This is a genomic window from Brevibacillus sp. AG (assembly GCF_028369215.1).
In the GTDB taxonomy this organism is placed as follows: Bacteria; Bacillota; Bacilli; order Brevibacillales; family Brevibacillaceae; genus Brevibacillus; species Brevibacillus porteri.
This window is the reverse complement of the sequence record NZ_JAQMYO010000001.1, coordinates 543677-561804: the sequence shown is the minus strand read 5'-3', so window position 1 is coordinate 561804 and position 18128 is coordinate 543677. Positions and strand designations below refer to the sequence as shown.

The following is an 18128-nucleotide window of genomic DNA, read 5'->3' as shown; positions in this document are numbered from 1 at the left end:
GGTGAATATAATGTCTCTCGCATTAACCGATGAGCAAACGATGATTCGAGATACGGTGCGCAAATTTTTGGAAAAAGAAATATTTCCAATGGTAGATAGCTATGAGAAGTCAGGCAAAGCAGTATCAAAAGAAATTGTGCAACGACTCGTTCCTTTTGGGTATCTCGGGGGTCAACTGCCTGAGGCAGCAGGTGGCCACGGGCTTACTTACACGACGTACTTCACGATGATCGAGGAGCTATCAAGAGTCTGGCCGTCGTTGCGCGCAACAGTGGGACTCTCCAACTCGGTGTTGACGCACATTTACGAATACGGAACAGAAGAACAGCGTAAGAAGTTTTTAGGACCATTACTGAAGGGTGAAAAATTTGGGTTCTTTGCCTTGACTGAGCCGAATGTCGGTTCCGATACATCCAGCATTCAAACCCGGGCAGAGCGACGAGGAGACAAATGGGTCCTGAACGGCTCCAAAATGTTTATCACCAACGGAGTAGAAGGGGAAATCGGCATCGTCATTGCCCAAACGGACAAATCCAAAGGGAATAAAGGTATTGCCGCTTTCATCATTGAAAAAGAAATCTCTCCTTATCAAGCCAAGCCGATTGAAAAAATGGGAACAACGAGCTGCCCGTTTGCTGAGCTCATTTTCGAAGATTGTGAGATTCCGGCAGAAAACCTGCTGGGTACCGTCGGAGATGGTTTGAGACAGGGGCTGAAATTCCTGAATGGAGCACGGGCGATGGTTGCCTTTATCTGTACTGGAATTGCCCAAGCATGTGTAGACGCTTCCGTGAAGTATGCCAAGGAACGCGTTCAATTCGGTAAACCGATCGGCAGCTTTCAACTGATTCAAGCCAAAATCAGTGAAATGGTGACGCTGACGAGTGCCATGCGTCTGCTCGGTCTCCAAGCGAGTCATTTACTCGATGAAGGAAAACCATGCAAAGTAGAATGCTCGATGGCCAAATACTTCGCGACAGAAAAGGTACTAAAAGTCGCAGAAGAAGCGTTGCAAATTCACGGTGGCTACGGCTATACAAAAGAATTTCCGGTTGAACGCTACTACCGTGATATCCGTTATTTTACGATCGCGGAAGGAACAAATGAGATTCAAAAACTGATCATGGGAAGAGAGATCCTAGGGATATCAGCATTTTCATAAAGGGGAGTTCATTTTACATACCAAAAGGAGGTCTCTATGAAGAACATGTTAGAAAATCAAGTGGCAATCGTTACAGGGTCAGGACGCGGTGTTGGAAGAGAAACAGCCTTGATGCTTGCAGAACAGGGTGCTCGCGTTGTCGTTAGCGATAAAGACGAAGCACCAGCAGCCGAAGTCGTCTCGGAAATCAAGCAAAAAGGCGGAGAAGCGGTCTTGTTTTGCGGGGATGTAACGGAAGCAGATTTCGCGAAAAAGATAACCGAAACAACCATCTCCGAATTTGGAAGACTAGACATTTTAGTCAACAATGCCGGACTTACCTTAGATAACATGATTCATAACATGACGGATGAACAATTTTATACCATTCTGGATATCCATCTCGTGGCGCCTTTCCGTCTGATCCGCGAAGCAGCCCCCTATATGCGGGATGCAGCCAAAGAAGAGATCGAACAAGGCATTGTTCATCACAGAAAAATTATCAACGTTTCTTCCGTAGCCGGAATCCGGGGGAATGTGGGACAAGCCAATTATGCATCTGCCAAGGCAGGCGTTATCGGTTTAACAAAAGTCGTTGCCCTTGAGTGGGGAAAATTCAACATCAATGCTAACGCGGTTGCCTTTGGCTTTATTGATACACGACTGACAAAACCGAAGGAAGAGGCTGAGGTCATAGCCGGGGTACAGCTAGGCATTCCGGAGAAAGTCCGAAATATGTTTATCGATAAAATTCCGCAGAAGCGCCCTGGAGATGCGAAGGAAGCTGCCGCTGGCATTTTGTATTTGGCTTCTCCGCTCTCCAATTATGTCAACGGCCAAGTCCTGCAAATCAACGGCGGATCTTATACGTAAGGAGAGACTAGGCTTCCCAAGCATATAATCGGCGCATGAAAAGTCGCTCCGATTATATGCCCGTCTGACTTGAGGAGGTTCATCTATGTTATCCTTCCTAAACTTGGTAGCATTTCTCGCTATAACAGGGTATGCCACATACTTATTCGTACAAATCGTGTACAGTCGAATCGTCTTTATCAAGCTCGGCAAAAAAGCAAACCTAAAAAAGGATGCAACGATACGGGTCAATGATTTTTTCACGCAAGTATTCGGCCAAACAAAGCTGCTGAAAGATCCGAAAAGCGGTGTCATGCATATCATCATGTTTTATGGCTTCATCATTCTTCAGTTTGGGGCGATTGAACTCATTATCAAAGGGTTCGTCAAGGGCTTTGAATACCCGATGGGAGAGGCTCACAAGTTTTTCAGTCTCAGTCAGGAGATTACGACTTTTCTCGTGCTACTGGCAGTTGGGTATGCCTACTATCGACGCTATATCGAGAAAGTAAAGCGTTTGAAACGAGGGTTTAAATCGGGGCTCGTGATTATCTTTTTAACAACACTAATGCTTTCGATTTTCTTTACCTTGGCCTTTGAGCATCTATGGCTGGGAGATTCAGGTGGGGCGTATGCTCCCATCTCATCTTTGATCGCTAGCTTTTTCACTGGCATGCGCCCTGAAATAGCTGGTGCACTGTTCTATCTGTTTTGGTGGGTTCATCTGCTTACGCTACTTGCGTTTATGGTCTATGTCCCGCAATCCAAGCACGCGCATGTACTATTCGCGCCTGTAAATATCATGTTGCGCGATACCAAACCTGTTGGGAAGCTCACATCCATTGATTTTGAGGATGAAAAGCAAGAGACTTATGGTGTCGGAAAGATCGAGGATTTCCGGCAAAATCAGTTGATCGACCTGTACGCCTGTGTAGAATGTGGCAGATGTACCAGTATGTGTCCTGCTTCAGGTACAGGCAAAACGTTATCGCCGATGGATCTGATTGTGAAGATGCGCGATCATTTGACGGAAAAAGGCTCAGCGATTACATCACGTACAGCATGGATGCCATCCTTTGTGTTTGCGCAGGTAAAAGGGAGCTTTCCGATGCACGATGAAGTGGCTGTTACCGCAGAGCAAGCTCCCGCACTGATCGGAGACGTCATTACAGAAGAAGAGCTATGGGCTTGTACGACGTGCAGAAATTGCGAGGACCAATGTCCGGTAGCGAATGAGCATGTGGAAAAAATTATTGATATGCGCCGTTATCTCGTGTTAACGGAAGGCAGTATGCCGCATGAAGCATCTCGTTATTTCCAAAATATCGAACGACAAAGCAATCCTTGGGGGATTAACCGTAAAGAACGGTTGAAGTGGCGAGAGGGGCGGGAAGACATCCATGTGCCTACCGTGAGTGAGGTAGAGGAGTTCGAATATTTGTTCTTTGTCGGCTCCATGGGATCGTTTGATCTTCGCAGTCAAAAGATCGCACAGGCTTTCGTCAAAATTATGAATACGGCAGGTATTTCCTTTGCTGTTCTGGGCAATGAGGAACGCAATTCCGGGGATACAGCCCGCCGGATGGGGAACGAGTTTTTATTCCAGCAGCTCTGCCAGGAAAACATCGCGAACTTCCAAGGATATGGCGTAAAGAAGATCGTCACGATTTGCCCACATACGTACAACACGTTTAAGCATGAATATCCAGAATTCGGTTTGGAGGCAGAAGTCTATCATCATACAGAATTGATCTGGAAGTGGATGCAGGAAGGGCGGATCAAGCCGACGAAGAAAGTCGAAGAATCCATTGCTTATCACGACTCCTGTTACATTGGGCGCTATAACGATATTTACGATATCCCGCGGCAAATCCTTACCCACATTCCGGGCGTTCAAGTGTTGGAGATGGCGCGCAACAAACAAGATGCGATGTGCTGCGGGGCAGGCGGCGGGATGATGTGGATGGAAGAAACACAAGGAAAACGGGTAAATATTGAGCGTACGGAGCAGGCACTCCGTCTGAATCCAACGACAATCGGCAGTAACTGTCCATACTGTCTCACGATGATGAGTGACGGGACAAAGGCAAAGGAGATGGAGCATCTCGTCAAAACGTTGGACATTGCAGAAATCGTGGAAAAAGCGATCTAAAAGAACGACGAAAAAAGAGCGAGAGACTGCTCTTTTTTTTGTTTGGGGAGGATTTTTCGTGACAATTGGCATTAGATATAATATAGTAACTTTATTACAAATCGTAAGTTAAAAACGCACCTTCACCATTGAATAGAGACGGTCTTTTATGGTCAGCTTGACAGTAGTACGAAGAACGCTCATTTGTATAAGCGAGGAGGAACACGCTCATGAATTTTCATCAAAGTCCCCATACGTTTGTCCGACAAGTCAATCTCAAGGTGCAAAACCTGGATCGCTCCCTGGCTTATTATCAGGAAGTGATCGGATTCAAAATCTTGAACCAATCTGCCACAAAGGCGGAACTGACTGCTGATGGCAAAACCGCGTTGCTATCCATCCAACAACTCCATGACGCTGTACCGAAACAAAATCATACGACAGGTTTGTATCATTTTGCGCTATTATTGCCAAAACGCTCTGATTTGGCAAATGTAGTGAGACACTTCTCTGCGTTGAATATGCGTATCGGGTCTTCGGATCATCTCGTTAGTGAAGCGCTATACTTATCAGACCCGGATGGAAATGGGATTGAAATTTATGCCGATCGTGATCCAGCTAGGTGGAATTGGCATGAAGGGATCGTAGACATGGCAACGGATCCATTGAATTTTACAGATTTGTTGTCCAGCGGGGAAGAAAGCGCGTGGAAGGGTCTGCCTGCTGGTACCATCATGGGACATATTCATCTGCATGTATCGAGGTTGAATGAAGCTGAACATTTTTATACCAAAGGACTTGGCTTTGAGGTAGTGAACCGATATGGAGCACAGGCACTGTTCATTTCCACTGGAAAGTACCATCATCATATCGCGTTAAACACGTGGGCGGGTGTCGGTGCTCCACCGCCACATCCTAAGAGCCCAGGACTTGAATCGTTTGTCATGGTGTTCCCGAATGAGGAAGCGAGACATCGTGTAATCACTCAGTTAAGAGAAATCGGCGCATCTGTTCAGGAGGAGAGCGGTCATTTTGTAACAGAGGATCCTTCTGGCAATCGGATTCAACTGCACATTTGATTGGAAGCCGCAGGAGAGTTTTCCTTTCGAATAACGAATACGACCTGTAGGTTGCACGAATGGTTTTCCATCGTGCAACCTACAGGTCGTTTCATTATCTCATTTCGTAACAGATTGTATCCGTTATGATTAGTACTTTCTTGTAAGAATTCGAGAATGCTCTCCATCTACAGTAATTTCCCAGCCTCTTGGGATTTCATAAGCAAAGGCTGGCGAAGGATGCTTGACCGCTTCAATGCTGGATTCAGTAGGGATACTGGTGATATTTACGATATGTTTTTCATAGAGACTAACATTTACCACGACCCAGCCATATGGTACAGGCTGGCCGGTACCGACCCATTTATTCTCCAGCTCTTGAGGTTGGTACCGTTTTTTATTCTCATTTCTGATATCAATATAAGCCTGTCTCTTGCTGTTATAACCTCGACCGATTTCTACCCATCCAGAAGGGATGTTAAAGCTTAGGCTTCTTTCCACTTGCCCATAATTAGCGCCAACAATATATTTCGCTATTTCATAGCCACGCTGTGTTCCACGATGTGGCTCTTTTTCAATCGAAATCCATCCATTCGGAAAGAAAGTATCGTATGCCACTACTAACGTATCACCGTACCGCCAGTTTCCTTCAAAGATATATTTTTGTGGACGGACGATAGAGTCTTTTCCCTTTCCTACCGCATCTGCTGCTTGAGTCGGGACGATCAGGAATGATGATGCCAAGACGAGAATACCCAAACTTCTTACCACTTTTTTCATAGTGTAACTCCTCCATAAAAATGCAATAAGTAAAATGATTTCAATAAGTATGAGAATTCTAAACACATTTGAAATTTCCTTCTTTTTATGGAAAAAAATTCTTGTTCAAGAGGTACCCGAAAAAAACGAGGTTTCAATAGAAACACAGTAAAAAAACGGAAAAATCACTTGTTGAAACGTACAAATGAATATGATATGATGCTGTTAACTTAATGACTGGAGCTGAAGAGTATAATGGATAATTTTCTTGCTTAAAAAATAAAACAAACAGCGATATCTTTCGCGTGTTTTATTCTTTATGTGCAAGAAAGTTACTTATAGCTCTTCACTCAAACAATATATCCTTATCTGACTTTATTTTTCGAGTTGGATTTGCTGTATTTATTTGAGCTACAAGAGAGTAACTTTCTTGTAGCTTTTCTATTTTTTTGCATACAGGGGGATGATTGTATGTCATTAATCAATGTAAATAACTTGACGTTTGCCTATGAAGGCAGTTTCGATAACATTTTTGAAAACGTGAGCTTCCAAATCGATACGGATTGGAAATTGGGGTTTACGGGAAGAAACGGGAGAGGGAAGACGACCTTCCTCAACCTGTTGCTGGGTAAATATGAATACAGCGGAAAGATTAGTGCGCATGTCAGCTTTGAATACTTTCCTTTCCAAGTCGAGAACAAAGAATATCTTACCATTGATATCGTTCAAGACATTGTCCCTGACTATCAGTTATGGGAATTAATGCGCGAGTTCTCCCTCTTAAAGGTTTCAGAGGATGTTCTATATCGTCCCTTTGAATCTTTGTCTAACGGGGAGCAAACGAAAGTGATGTTAGCTGCCTTATTTCTAAAGGAAAACAGTTTTTTGTTAATTGATGAGCCAACCAATCACCTCGACATGCATGCAAGGGAGCTCGTCAGTGATTATCTCCATTCCAAAAGCGGTTATATTTTGGTGTCCCACGACCGGGCATTTCTAGACAACTGTGTCGATCACATCCTGTCCATCAACAAGACGAACATCGAGGTGCAAAAAGGGAATTTCTCTGATTGGTGGGAAAATAAACAGCGACAGGATAACTATGAACTCGCTGAGAATGAGAAGCTCAAAAAAGACATTAAACGATTGTCGGACGCAGCCAAACGTACAAGCAACTGGTCAGACGCTGTGGAAAAGACGAAAAATGGAACATTGAATTCCGGTTCCAAAGTAGACAAAGGGTATATTGGCCACAAGGCTGCGAAAATGATGAAGCGCTCCAAATCGATGGAGCAAAGACAGCAATCCGCCATTGATGAAAAATCGAAGCTGCTGAAAAACATTGAAAACCAGGATAGCTTAAAAATTGCACAGCTTGCTTATCATAAAAATCAACTAGCCGAACTGGAGAAGGTCTCAATTTATTACGGAGAGAAGCTCGTCTGCGCAGATGTCAACTTTACAATTGAGCAAGGAGAGCGCATTGCGCTGGCGGGAAAGAACGGTTCAGGAAAATCCAGCATTCTCAAGCTCATTTGCGGAGAGAACATCCAACAAACGGGGACCTTCAGAAAGGGGAGTCAATTGAAAATCTCGTATGTTTCTCAAGACACTTCCCATCTAAAGGGCAATCTGACTGACTTTGCGCGAGACAACGGGATCGAAGAGAGCTTGTTTAAATCAATTTTGCGCAAGCTGGATTTTTCCCGGGTGCAATTCGAGAAGGATATCTCCGCTTTTAGTGGCGGGCAGAAGAAGAAAGTACTCATTGCGAAAAGTCTTTGCGAGAAAGCACATCTTCATATTTGGGATGAGCCGCTAAACTTTATTGACGTCATTTCTCGCATGCAAATCGAAGAGCTGCTCCTCGAACACTCGCCAACGATTCTTTTTGTAGAGCATGACAGGGAATTTTGCAATAACATCGCGACAAAGATCGTTGAACTGTAATAGGACGAAAAGCGTCTAAAAGGAAGAAGGTGGGGAAAACCGTTTCGTTTTCCTCACCTTCTTTTTTGTCGAAAGGGAAATTTGAGCAATCGAGAAGAAATACTGAGTAGTGAAATGTGGTAATTTTTAGATAATACGATACGAAAGAATGGCGGAGATCTGATGGGGAAAATAATTGCAAACGTAAGCAGCACATTGAATGGTATCTATACGGGGCCGACAGGAGAAGAGGACAATATGGTTAGCTGGGCGTTGCCTGGAATCATGGACGCCACAGAGGATGGTCTTGCGTTCTTCCAGAAGGTCGACGCAATCTTGATGGGGCGAGTCACCTATGAAGGCTTCGCAAGCTATTGGCCGTTCCAAGAGGGAGATTGGGCTGATGCTATGAATAAGACACAAAAGTATGTAGTAACCAAAAATAGTGAGCCTACAGAAGTTCATTGGGGGGACTACGCCGAAACGGTTACACTCCTTCATTCCGATGTCATGACGAAAATAAAGGAGCTAAAAAAACAAATCAAGGGTGATATCATTGTTCCTGCAAGTGCGGGTCTTGTTCAAAGTTTGATCAATGCTGATTTACTTGACGAACTCCGAATCATTATTCATCCGGTCTTAATGGGCAGCGGCAAATATTACTTTGACAACATCCATACACGTCACGACATGAAGTTGATAGAAACCAAGCTTTACGGAAAAAGTGGATCCATACAACTGCGATATGAGATCGGAGAGGCACAAGGAGAATAAAACAAAAAAAGTCCAATTTCTCATTTCACGGATGGAGAAATTGGACTGATTGTTTTTTGCTCTAATTCGTTCGTAAAGCAGGGTACACGAAAGACTTTAACGTAACGCCCGTAAAGGAGCATCCAGAAGCCTTTGGATGACCGCCACCACCGTAATGCTGGGCGATCACAGACAGATTCACGTCTTCGCGAATGGTTCGAAAGCTGATTCTGCCTTTCCCAGGATCTAGCATCGCGACGAAATCAATCATTTCCGCATTCTTACATAAGAAATTGCCTGTCGTGGAGTGATATTGTTCGAGGAAAACCACACCCACTTGATACGTTTTTGGCTCGTCTAAATCGATTTCTACCGGAATCAGCTTCATTTGCTTCAGCTTTTTTTGTTCAAATTCATCCATTCGTTTTTCTTCTGTATAAATGAGGATGGATTCTACTTCGTCAAATACGAATTGATCCGTATCAGCACCTTCACCACGCAAGCGTCCCAGCACATTTTGAACAAACGTGTCTCGCTCGACCATATAGAATAAAATGTTCAGTTGATTAGCCTGTACAGTGCCGGTTGCATCCCAGTCCCACGTATCAAAGGCACGAACCAGCTCCACATAGTTAGAGAGAACGCCAGTAGGGGTCAAATATCCCTGGTTTACCAGGTAATCATAATAAAGGCTCGTTGCCGAAGTCTTTTTCCCTGATTCTTCTGTAATAACCTGTGCCCACTCGTACTTGGAAGCCAGTGGCAGGGCGGTTGGGTGATGATCGATCAAGATAAACGCATGTCCCTGATAGACTTTTTTCTGAATGAGCGTTGCGACCTCGTCATTGACACTTACATCGGTAATCACGACATACATCTCGGAGGTAAGCTCTTCTTCGATAAACTTTTGTACGTCTTGATTGACAGTGTAAGGAGTTACCCCGCGAGAATCGACTTCTTGATTGGAAAAAGCAATTTGACTCAGGATAGCACAGGATACGCCATCCAAGTCCTTATCACTGAAATGGACGATTTTTTGATGATTCATTGAGCATCTCCTTATCAAATGAGTCCAGATTTCGTAGTTCACTACCATAAATCATTTTTCCCAGGACCGCAATAGATAGACCATCTTTATTTCAATACCCTCAATCCAGTATCGGTTAACCTCGTCCCAAAAGGCCCCCGGCTTTTCACAATATATCCACGCGATTCAAGTACATCCAATCTGCTGCGAATCTGCTGCTCGCTCAGTGGCTTTGCCCAATCCTTGCTCATCTCGGTTATTTTCCGTCGATTTGGCCTTTCGCCACGTTCAGCGATGGTTTGAATACTCCGTAAGATAAGCAGCAGCTCGTCTTCTTCATCAGGAATGACCGGCGCTTCGGTATGTGAATGATCGCTTTTTAAAAAGCTATTTTCCCACGGCATGTCCTCAATTTGGATGATATCCTCGTCACAGACAGCCAGCATGTAATCGATGGTGTTCTTTAACTCCCGCACATTTCCAAACCACGGTAGGGTAGTGAGCCTCTCGATGACTTCCGGCTTGATAGTCACTTGTGGGTGTACGCTTTGTCGGATAAAATGCCGAACGAGCAGCGGGATGTCATCGGTTCGAGTTCGCAGGGAGGGGAGATCGACAAAGAGCACACGTAGCCGATGATACAAATCTTCCCGAAAAGTCCCTTGTTCGATCATATGCAGCAAATTTTTGTTAGTGGCGGCAATAATCCGTACGTCGATTGGAATGATTTGGCTTCCCCCGATGCGCATAATCTCTTTTTCCTGCAGGACCCGCAGAAGTCGTGCCTGTAGCTTCAGGCTACTGTCACCGATTTCGTCCAAAAAGATCGTGCCACCGTTTGCTTGCTCGAACAAGCCAACTTTTCCACCTTTTTTAGCCCCTGTGAATGCACCGTCATCATAGCCGAACAGCTCGCTTTCCATCAAATCCTCAGAAATGGCGCTGAAATTGACAGCGAGAAACGGCCTCTTATCCCGCAGCGATGCGTTGTGGATGGCACTCGCAAAAAGTTCCTTGCCCGTGCCGCTCTCTCCTTGGATCAGGAGGGTGAGGTCTGTTTTTGCCAGTTTTTTTGCCTTTTCCTTTGTGCGCGTGAGGATTGAGCTTTCCCCAATCATATCGTCAAATGTGTATTTGGCCACAAAGCCTTTCTTTTTCAATTCGGAGCGCAGCGATCTTTCCAACTCGATTGTCTTTCTCGCATTCTTGAACGTAGCGACGAGTGATTGGTCATTGTTTAAAGGGAAGCGGTGAACAATGACTTCAACCTCACCGAACGTAAACCAGCGATCCTCTTCCTGTGAGAGGGCAAATAAAAAGTCGATGAGCTCAGGATGATCCATGACATCACGAATATGTCTGCCAATAACACGCTTGGCAGAGACACCGAGCAGAAGGCCGAGCTCCTCATTGAAGACCGTGATCTTGCCATCTTGCGTAATTGTCAAGATCCCGTCGTTTACGCCATCCAGCACCTCATTCAAATGCTTATTCAAATCTGTGGCGATCTGGTTGGCATCAGCCAGCCGCTTGCTCAATTGAATGATTTTACGCAAATAGCGCTGAGAGATCACATCTCCTGGCCCGTTCAGTTGGAAATGGTCGAGTATTTGATGAATCGTCGAGATGTCCATCAGGCGGGGACCGATACTCACTACATCTTGAACATGGTCAGGGATTAGCTCGAACGCCCCTGGTGTCACTGCGAGATCAATTTTTTCTACGTGCGGAATGCCGGGATAATACGGTATGTAATGAATGTGGTCAATCCCCAGCTTTTTCAGTGATTCAATGGACTCCAAACATGTTTCTAAGGAGTCATTGACGTAATAAGCTTTGGTTCCAGCTGGTAAGTATAAGAGCCTGTCGATGTTTTCGTAATTGATGATCCTATTGGCGATGATGAGCTTGCAATTTGTTCCAAGGCATGCTCTTATTTTTGGCTCTTCTAATACGAGCGGGTGGGAGAGGACGACCAATTGATTATGAAGGGTTGTTGGAAGCTCCTCCTCGACGGAATAACTACTCATCCTCACATACCCGTCCATAATCTCCTGAAGTTGATTGACAAGCGCGATTCGGGTGTCTTTGCTGCCAGCTAGTAAAATGAATTGGTTCATCATGCCTTCCTCGCTTTTGGATATTTGGGTGTGTTTGGTTGAATTAATTGCAAGAAATAACCGAATATTCTATATCGTAAACCAAATAGTATTTCACTGCACGATTAATTGATGGAGAAAACCAGCAAATATCAACGGTTCAGGACGAGGAAGCAGCATAGACTGCTGCCTATTTTTTTGGCATAGATCATGCTAATTAATTCAGTAGTTTCACTTCATTGATAGAAAGGGGAGAGATTTACGTGCAGATGAGAAGAAGAGTGAGATTACTCACAGTCAGCTTTTTGATGGCAACAGCCATGCTATCTGCCTGTACGAGCAATTCTGGTCACCCCCCGCCAACAAGCGGACCAGCGCCTGGAAATGCTCAACAACAAGAAGTACCAGCAAAGGCAGTACGAAATGCGGAATTAACAGTGGCTCTTGAAGCGGAGGCCACCTCACTTGATCCTTGGAATTCCACGGATAGCAACACGCTGCATATTTTGTCCACGATGTTCGAAGGATTGATTACGCTGGATGAAAATGGGGAGGTTGTCCCTATTCTTGCATCCGATTACAAATTAAGCGCTGATGCAACTTCTCTGACTTTTCATTTACGTAAAGGAATCCTATTTCATGACGGTTCACCCTTTGATGCAGAAGTAGTGAAAAAGAATCTGGATTACGTACGGAACAAGGAGAATGGCATGGCAAGAGCGAGCTTCTTCGGATTTATCAAGGAGGTTACTGTAGTAGACCCGTACACGATCACTGTTGTGGCGAAAGAACCCAATTCTGCGATGGTTGCCTATATGGCACATCCTTCTGCCACCTTTAAATCGCTGAAAGAATTGCAAAAAAAGATCGATGATCCGAAATACAACTTGGACCGCAATCCAGTAGGGACAGGACCCTACCAATTCCGCGAATGGAAGAACGGGCAGTTTGTGAAGGTAGCTGCCTTTGATGGTTACTGGGATAAAGAGAAGCCGGCAAAGCTAGCAGCGATTCTGTTTAAGCCTGTGACGGAGGCGAGTACGCGGGTCAATATGCTCAAAGCCAGCGAAGTAGACATTGTGACAAGTTTGCCGACCCTGGATGCGCGGAGTATGGGAACAGATCCAAATTTGGATGTTTACTCCGGTCCATCGCTCAACATGATTTATGTCGGTATGAATACGAAGCTGGATAAGTACAAGGACAAGCGGGTGCGTCAGGCGATGAACTACGCGATCAACAAAGAACTGTTGATCAGCCAGGTTGCTGACGGTTTTGGCACAGCTGCCGACTCACCGCTTTCGCCATTGGTAAAAGGCTACGCGAAACAGCAAAGCTATTCGTACAACGCTGACAAAACGAAACAGCTTTTGACAGAGGCTGGTTATCCTGATGGTTTTGCAGCTACGTTGTGGACGCGCAATTCAACGGAATTCGTCGCGATTGCTGAAAATATCAAGATGCAGCTGCAAGCTGTGGGGATCAAAATAGAGGTGCAAGCTTACGAGAGCGGCACGCTATTTGAAAGGCTGGATGCCGGAGAGGGAACGGATCTCTATATCGGGCGATGGGGTACAGGTACAGCGGAAGCGGATTGGGGAATGCGACCGAACTTTGCATCTGACCGAATTCCACCGAACTATAATAACTCTGGCTATTATCAGAACCAACAAGTCGATCAGCTGCTAAATGAAGCATTGAAAGCAACGGCCAACAGCATGGCACAGCAAAAATACACTGAAGCACAAAAAGTCATCATGGATGAAGCCCCATGGATATTCCTGTACGTCCCGGATGTGGTGATCGCAAAACGGAAAAATGTCTTGGATGTTGGGGTTACTCTTGATACAGTTCGTCTCCAGGCTGCATACAAACAATAAGTTAGTTTTCTAAAGAGAAGAGAAGGTGTAGGAAATGGCTAGATATATTTTTGGTCGCATATTGGGCATGATTCCCATTTTAGTGATCATCTCGATCCTTTCTTTTTTGTTCGTACATCTTACCCCTGGCGACCCAATCCGCATCATGTACGGTGCGGAAATGGATATGGCCACCTATGAGAAAGTAAAAGCGAATCTAGGCTTTCATGATCCACTCTATGTGCAGTACGGTCGTTATCTTCAGCAAATTTTGTCCGGCGATTTCGGTGTTTCCTATAAAACAAAGACCAATGTGTCTGACGAGATCGGTAAGCGGTTCTTATACACGCTTGGATTAACGTTTGCCGCCATGTTCTGGGCGCTGATTATAGGCCTGGTTGTCGGAATTTATTCAGCGGCTCGGCGCAAGTCGATTTGGGATCGCATCGGGATTATCTCAACCACGACGATCATTAGCATTCCGGAGTTTTGGTTCGGACTCATGCTCATGCAAATGTTTGCCGTGCAGTTGGGGTGGTTCCCAACCAGTGGCAGCGGAACCTTTGCGCACCTTCTGCTTCCGTCGATAACACTAGGATTCGGAGTGTCTGCGATCATTGCCCGCTTTACACGCTCCAGTGTCCTTGAAGTATTACAGGAAGATTTTGTACGCACAGCCAAGGCAAAAGGGCAGCGAGAGTCAGTCATCATTTGGACGCATGTATTGCGTAATGCGCTGATTCCCGTGATCACGATGACTGGTTTGCAATTTGGCTTTTTGCTCGGAGGAGCAGTCGTAGTTGAGCAAGTTTTTGCCTGGCCAGGGCTGGGATCGTATTTGATTGATTCCGTTCTCGCTCGCGATTATCCGGCCATGCAAGCGCTCATTCTGCTTTTTTCCGTCCAGTTTCTCATCGTCAATCTTCTTGTAGATATCAGCTACAGTCTTGTGAATCCGCAAATCCGTTATGAATAACAAAGAGGAGCAGACGAATGAAAAGTCAGAATACTCACTCTCCCTTTCAGCTATTTTTGAAAAAGTTCAAGAAACAGACGATGGCGGTAGTAGCCTTCTGGATATTAATCGGTATCTTTTTGCTAGGGTTGGCAGGGCCATGGATCACACCCTATGATCCGAATCGGCCTGTGACAGAGCAGTATGAGGAAAAGGGAATCGACAGAACGAAAGAATTGACCGGATCAATTCAAATAAGCGGGATCATGAGTGATGGTACAGAACGTCCTGTGTCTGAGCTTATGCTGCAAAGTACGAACCGACAGATTTCCTCCGTCAGGGAATCAAATGGCTCGATCACCATAACACCAGTCGGGCAAGGAAGCACAACGGTGCTGATGGCAAAAGGAGATGTCGCTACGCAGATCAAGCTAGACGTTTCTGCAGAGGACTCCCCACCGATTCTTACGCAGCTGCTGCTTCAAGGTCCGGCAGGCATGGTAAAGAAGGGGGACATCTTCCAGCTTGAGCTAGAGGCCAGACTTTCAAATGAGGTTAAGCTGATCGGCTTTGAACAAATTCGTAGCAACCTGAAACAAGTAGTGGGGGCGAACAAGGCTGTCTCACAAGAAAACAACGGGTTCGTAACAGCCAAGAAAAAGCAATCGGAAGAGGACGGACAAATTCATTACCAGTCGACAGATGAAAAAGTAGTACGTGTAACGCCTGATGGGATGGTGACCGCGCTTGGTCAGGGTATCGGGCAAGTGAAAGTATCAATCGGGCCTGTATCTACCATTGTCCCGATAGCTGTTGAAACATCGATGCAAGAGCCTGTACTCGTCCAAATACAGCCTAGTCAGACGCATATCGCACTTATGGACAATAGGAAACATCAACAGCCATCCCTACTGCACTGGTTCGGAACCGATCATCAAAATCGGGATATCTTCAGTCGTGTCTTGGCTGGGACTCGTGAAACACTGTTCATTGGTTTCGTATCTGTCGGGATCGGTGCTGTTATTGGGACGCTGCTTGGCCTATTAGCTGGATATTGCGGAAGGTGGATTGACTCGATCATTACGCGTCTAACCGATATTTTGTTGGCGTTTCCTGGGATATTGCTCGCGATCGCAGTGATTGCCGTGCTAGGGGCTGGGATGGTTAACCTTATTTTTGCAGTAGCAGTTTTTACGGTTCCCATCTTCATCCGCATCGTCAGAGGGAGTGCTTTAGCGTTAAAGCAAATGACGTATGTGGAAGCGGCTAAATCAATCGGTGTGCAGGATTTTGTGATTATCATACGGCATATTTTGCCCGGTATGCTTCCTGTGGTCATAGTTTATTTGACGATGAGAATTGGTACAGCGATTCTGCTTGGAGCCGCTCTTAGCTTTCTCGGTCTAGGTGGTGACATAACAGCTCCGGAATGGGGGGCGATGTTGAGCGCAGCCAAAGACAACAGCCGGAATTTTTTCTACCCAACATTTTTTCCTGGGATCGCCATTGTACTGACTGTCGTCTGCTTCAATTTGTTTGGCGACGGTCTGCGAGATACGCTTGATCCCAAGCTAAAGGAGTAGAAGTGAACGAATGAATACGCCTATTTTAGAGGTCAACCAGTTACAGGTTTCTTTTAAGAAAGAAAAGGAAGAGATAACTGTCGTCAACGGTATTTCCTTTATTGTTCATGCGGGTGAAACCTTGGGGATCGTCGGAGAATCCGGTTGCGGCAAAAGCATTACCTCACTATCGATCATGCGCCTGATCAGCCCACCCGGCCGCATTACGAATGGACAAATTGTTTATAACAACAGGGATTTGACCCAACTCTCCGAGGAAGAAATGCGTGTGGTCCGAGGAAACGAGATCTCGATGATTTTTCAGGAGCCGATGACCTCCTTAAACCCTGTTTTTACGATCGGCCGACAAATCGATGAGATTATTCTACTTCATACGTGCGCATCCAAACAGGAAGCAAAAGAACAATCCATTGAGATGCTAAAGCGCGTCGGTATATCCCGTGCTGAGCAAATCTACCGAAGCTATCCGTTCGAATTGTCGGGTGGAATGCGGCAACGGATAATGATTGCGATTGGGATGGCATGCCAGCCAAAGCTGTTGATTGCGGATGAACCAACAACGGCGCTGGATGTAACGATTCAATTGCAAATCTTAGACCTGATGAAAAAATTGCAAGAAAAAGAAAATACAGCCATCATGCTAATCACTCATGACCTGGGGGTGGTCGCTGAGATGTGTGATCGCGTTCTGGTGATGTATGCAGGAGAAGTCGTGGAAGAAGCTGACGTCGATGATTTATTCCATAATCCTAAGCATCCTTATACCATTGGTCTACTGCAATCCATGCCCTCTTCAGTAGAAAAGAGAAGCCGCTTATATACGATCAAAGGGCAAGTCCCGCCAGCAGGGTCGATCACCAAGGGTTGTCGCTTTGCAGAACGGTGCGATCGTGTTATTGACCGTTGCTGGGGGGAAGACCCCGCGATCGTTTCGGTCGGCAATAATCATACGTGCCGCTGCTGGTTACATGCCTAGGAGAACGGGAGGTGTTGGGATGAACCCATTAGTAGAAGTACAACAGTTACAGGTGTTTTATCCAGGGAAGAGCAAGCTGCTGCAAAAAACGAAGAGTGTAGTGAAGGCCGTCGATCATGTTTCGTTTACCATCAATCAAGGAGAGACGCTCGGGCTGGTAGGAGAATCCGGATGTGGAAAATCGACGATGGGCAGGGCGATTTTGCACCTGATAAAACCAACTTCAGGAGATATCAGCTTTGCAGGCAGGAGTCTGTCCTCCTTATCAGCGAGTGAACTGAGGCAACAGCGCAAGCATTTTCAAATGGTGTTCCAAGATCCATTCTCGTCGCTTAACCCACGATTGACGGTAAAGGAAATTCTAGATGAGCCGCTAAAAGCCCATAGATTGGGTGATGAACATCAGCGTTTGGAAAAAATACATCATATGATGGAGGTTTGCGGGTTAAATCGCACGTATGCTGAGCGGTATGCTCATGAATTTTCGGGTGGGCAGCGGCAACGAATTGGCATTGCTCGTGCACTGATTCTTCAACCACAGCTAGTAGTGGCTGATGAACCCGTCTCTGCACTAGATGTATCGATCCAGTCGCAAATCTTAAATCTCATGCAGGATTTACAAGAAGAATTTCAACTGACTTACTTGTTCATTTCCCATGATCTCGGGGTAGTTCGGCATATATGCAATCGTGTCGGAGTCATGTATTTAGGAAGAATGGCTGAGCTTGCGACAACGGAACAATTGTACGCTAATCCATTACACCCCTATACCAAGACGTTGTTATCTGCCATCCCGGTGGCAGATCCCCGATTGAGAAAGGAACGAATTATTTTGCAAGGGGACGTGCCTTCGCCAGCCAACCCTCCACAGGGCTGTGCTTTTGCCAGTAGATGTCCGAGTGTGATGGAGATTTGTAAAGAAATCAGACCAGATATGCGGCAAGTGACCGATGCGCATAGTGTGGCTTGTCATCTCTATGTCTGATCAAAAAGGAAACAATCGATA

The 18128-nt window shown here is 45.6% G+C and carries 14 protein-coding genes; 11 read left to right on the top strand and 3 right to left on the bottom strand.

What is annotated here, in order from left to right:
- Positions 1-10: 10 nt before the first annotated feature.
- The 4 genes from POF51_RS02350 (at position 11) to POF51_RS02335 (ending at position 5203) form a co-directional block, all read left to right on the top strand.
- Positions 11-1162 carry an acyl-CoA dehydrogenase family protein gene (locus tag POF51_RS02350; RefSeq protein ID WP_069845084.1) on the top strand — a complete coding sequence of 384 codons (1152 nt, stop codon included), beginning with the start codon at positions 11-13 and terminating at the stop codon, positions 1160-1162.
- Between the two features lie 36 nt (positions 1163-1198).
- Positions 1199-2014: an SDR family NAD(P)-dependent oxidoreductase gene (locus POF51_RS02345; RefSeq protein ID WP_069845083.1), complete on the top strand. Its 816-nt coding sequence runs from the start codon at positions 1199-1201 to the stop codon at positions 2012-2014.
- 85 nt (positions 2015-2099) lie between these two features.
- A complete protein-coding gene (locus POF51_RS02340; protein ID WP_069845082.1) occupies positions 2100-4145 on the top strand; it encodes a (Fe-S)-binding protein in 2046 nt (681 codons plus the stop codon).
- Between the two features lie 209 nt (positions 4146-4354).
- A complete protein-coding gene (locus tag POF51_RS02335; protein WP_271753614.1) occupies positions 4355-5203 on the top strand; it encodes a VOC family protein in 849 nt (282 codons plus the stop codon).
- Positions 5204-5332: 129 nt separating this feature from the next.
- On the opposite strand, the gene POF51_RS02330 is transcribed toward POF51_RS02335, so the two are convergent.
- Positions 5333-5962 carry a hypothetical protein gene (locus POF51_RS02330; protein ID WP_069845080.1) on the bottom strand — a complete coding sequence of 210 codons (630 nt, stop codon included), beginning with the start codon at positions 5960-5962 and terminating at the stop codon, positions 5333-5335.
- A 450-nt stretch (positions 5963-6412) separates the two neighbouring features.
- Here POF51_RS02330 and POF51_RS02325 point away from each other — a divergent pair, with 450 nt between their 5' ends.
- Both POF51_RS02325 and POF51_RS02320 read left to right on the top strand, forming a co-directional pair.
- Positions 6413-7891 (top strand): Lsa family ABC-F type ribosomal protection protein, encoded by a 1479-nt coding sequence (locus POF51_RS02325; RefSeq protein WP_069845079.1) that lies wholly within the window; start codon positions 6413-6415, stop codon positions 7889-7891.
- Between the two features lie 162 nt (positions 7892-8053).
- Complete coding sequence (locus POF51_RS02320) at positions 8054-8644, top strand: dihydrofolate reductase family protein (protein ID WP_069845078.1); 591 nt, start codon at positions 8054-8056, stop codon at positions 8642-8644.
- A 61-nt stretch (positions 8645-8705) separates the two neighbouring features.
- Here POF51_RS02320 and POF51_RS02315 read toward each other — a convergent pair whose 3' ends face one another.
- On the bottom strand, positions 8706-9671 hold the full coding sequence (locus POF51_RS02315; protein ID WP_069845077.1) for a DHH family phosphoesterase: 966 nt from the start codon (positions 9669-9671) through the stop codon (positions 8706-8708).
- An 86-nt stretch (positions 9672-9757) separates the two neighbouring features.
- Positions 9758-11770 (bottom strand): sigma 54-interacting transcriptional regulator, encoded by a 2013-nt coding sequence (locus tag POF51_RS02310; RefSeq protein ID WP_271754182.1) that lies wholly within the window; start codon positions 11768-11770, stop codon positions 9758-9760.
- A 248-nt stretch (positions 11771-12018) separates the two neighbouring features.
- Between POF51_RS02310 and POF51_RS02305 the strand changes: the two genes are divergently transcribed.
- Genes POF51_RS02305 through POF51_RS02285 form a run of 5 tightly spaced genes read left to right on the top strand, consistent with a single transcriptional unit; the run spans position 12019 to position 18107 of the window.
- Positions 12019-13629, top strand: coding sequence for a glutathione ABC transporter substrate-binding protein (locus POF51_RS02305; protein ID WP_069845485.1), 1611 nt, complete (start codon positions 12019-12021; stop codon positions 13627-13629).
- A 34-nt stretch (positions 13630-13663) separates the two neighbouring features.
- The gene (gene nikB, locus POF51_RS02300; RefSeq protein ID WP_017248436.1) at positions 13664-14584 is read left to right on the top strand and encodes a nickel ABC transporter permease; all 921 of its coding nucleotides are present in this window, start codon (positions 13664-13666) and stop codon (positions 14582-14584) included.
- 17 nt (positions 14585-14601) lie between these two features.
- Positions 14602-16146 carry an ABC transporter permease gene (locus POF51_RS02295; protein ID WP_069845075.1) on the top strand — a complete coding sequence of 515 codons (1545 nt, stop codon included), beginning with the start codon at positions 14602-14604 and terminating at the stop codon, positions 16144-16146.
- 10 nt (positions 16147-16156) lie between these two features.
- The gene (locus POF51_RS02290) at positions 16157-17122 is read left to right on the top strand and encodes an ABC transporter ATP-binding protein (protein WP_069845074.1); all 966 of its coding nucleotides are present in this window, start codon (positions 16157-16159) and stop codon (positions 17120-17122) included.
- 19 nt (positions 17123-17141) lie between these two features.
- Positions 17142-18107, top strand: coding sequence for an ABC transporter ATP-binding protein (locus POF51_RS02285; RefSeq protein WP_069845073.1), 966 nt, complete (start codon positions 17142-17144; stop codon positions 18105-18107).
- Positions 18108-18128 lie beyond the last annotated feature (21 nt).

Bases quoted from the DNA above. Each gene is read 5' to 3' on its own strand.
- POF51_RS02350 (WP_069845084.1), top strand. From the start codon at position 11: ATGTCTCTCGCATTAACCGATGAGCAAACGATGATTCGAGATACGGTG.
- POF51_RS02345 (WP_069845083.1), top strand. From the start codon at position 1,199: ATGAAGAACATGTTAGAAAATCAAGTGGCAATCGTTACAGGGTCAGGA.
- POF51_RS02340 (WP_069845082.1), top strand. From the start codon at position 2,100: ATGTTATCCTTCCTAAACTTGGTAGCATTTCTCGCTATAACAGGGTAT.
- POF51_RS02335 (WP_271753614.1), top strand. From the start codon at position 4,355: ATGAATTTTCATCAAAGTCCCCATACGTTTGTCCGACAAGTCAATCTC.
- POF51_RS02330 (WP_069845080.1), bottom strand. From the start codon at position 5,962: ATGAAAAAAGTGGTAAGAAGTTTGGGTATTCTCGTCTTGGCATCATCA.
- POF51_RS02325 (WP_069845079.1), top strand. From the start codon at position 6,413: ATGTCATTAATCAATGTAAATAACTTGACGTTTGCCTATGAAGGCAGT.
- POF51_RS02320 (WP_069845078.1), top strand. From the start codon at position 8,054: ATGGGGAAAATAATTGCAAACGTAAGCAGCACATTGAATGGTATCTAT.
- POF51_RS02315 (WP_069845077.1), bottom strand. From the start codon at position 9,671: ATGAATCATCAAAAAATCGTCCATTTCAGTGATAAGGACTTGGATGGC.
- POF51_RS02310 (WP_271754182.1), bottom strand. From the start codon at position 11,770: ATGAACCAATTCATTTTACTAGCTGGCAGCAAAGACACCCGAATCGCG.
- POF51_RS02305 (WP_069845485.1), top strand. From the start codon at position 12,019: ATGAGAAGAAGAGTGAGATTACTCACAGTCAGCTTTTTGATGGCAACA.
- nikB (WP_017248436.1), top strand. From the start codon at position 13,664: ATGGCTAGATATATTTTTGGTCGCATATTGGGCATGATTCCCATTTTA.
- POF51_RS02295 (WP_069845075.1), top strand. From the start codon at position 14,602: ATGAAAAGTCAGAATACTCACTCTCCCTTTCAGCTATTTTTGAAAAAG.
- POF51_RS02290 (WP_069845074.1), top strand. From the start codon at position 16,157: ATGAATACGCCTATTTTAGAGGTCAACCAGTTACAGGTTTCTTTTAAG.
- POF51_RS02285 (WP_069845073.1), top strand. From the start codon at position 17,142: ATGAACCCATTAGTAGAAGTACAACAGTTACAGGTGTTTTATCCAGGG.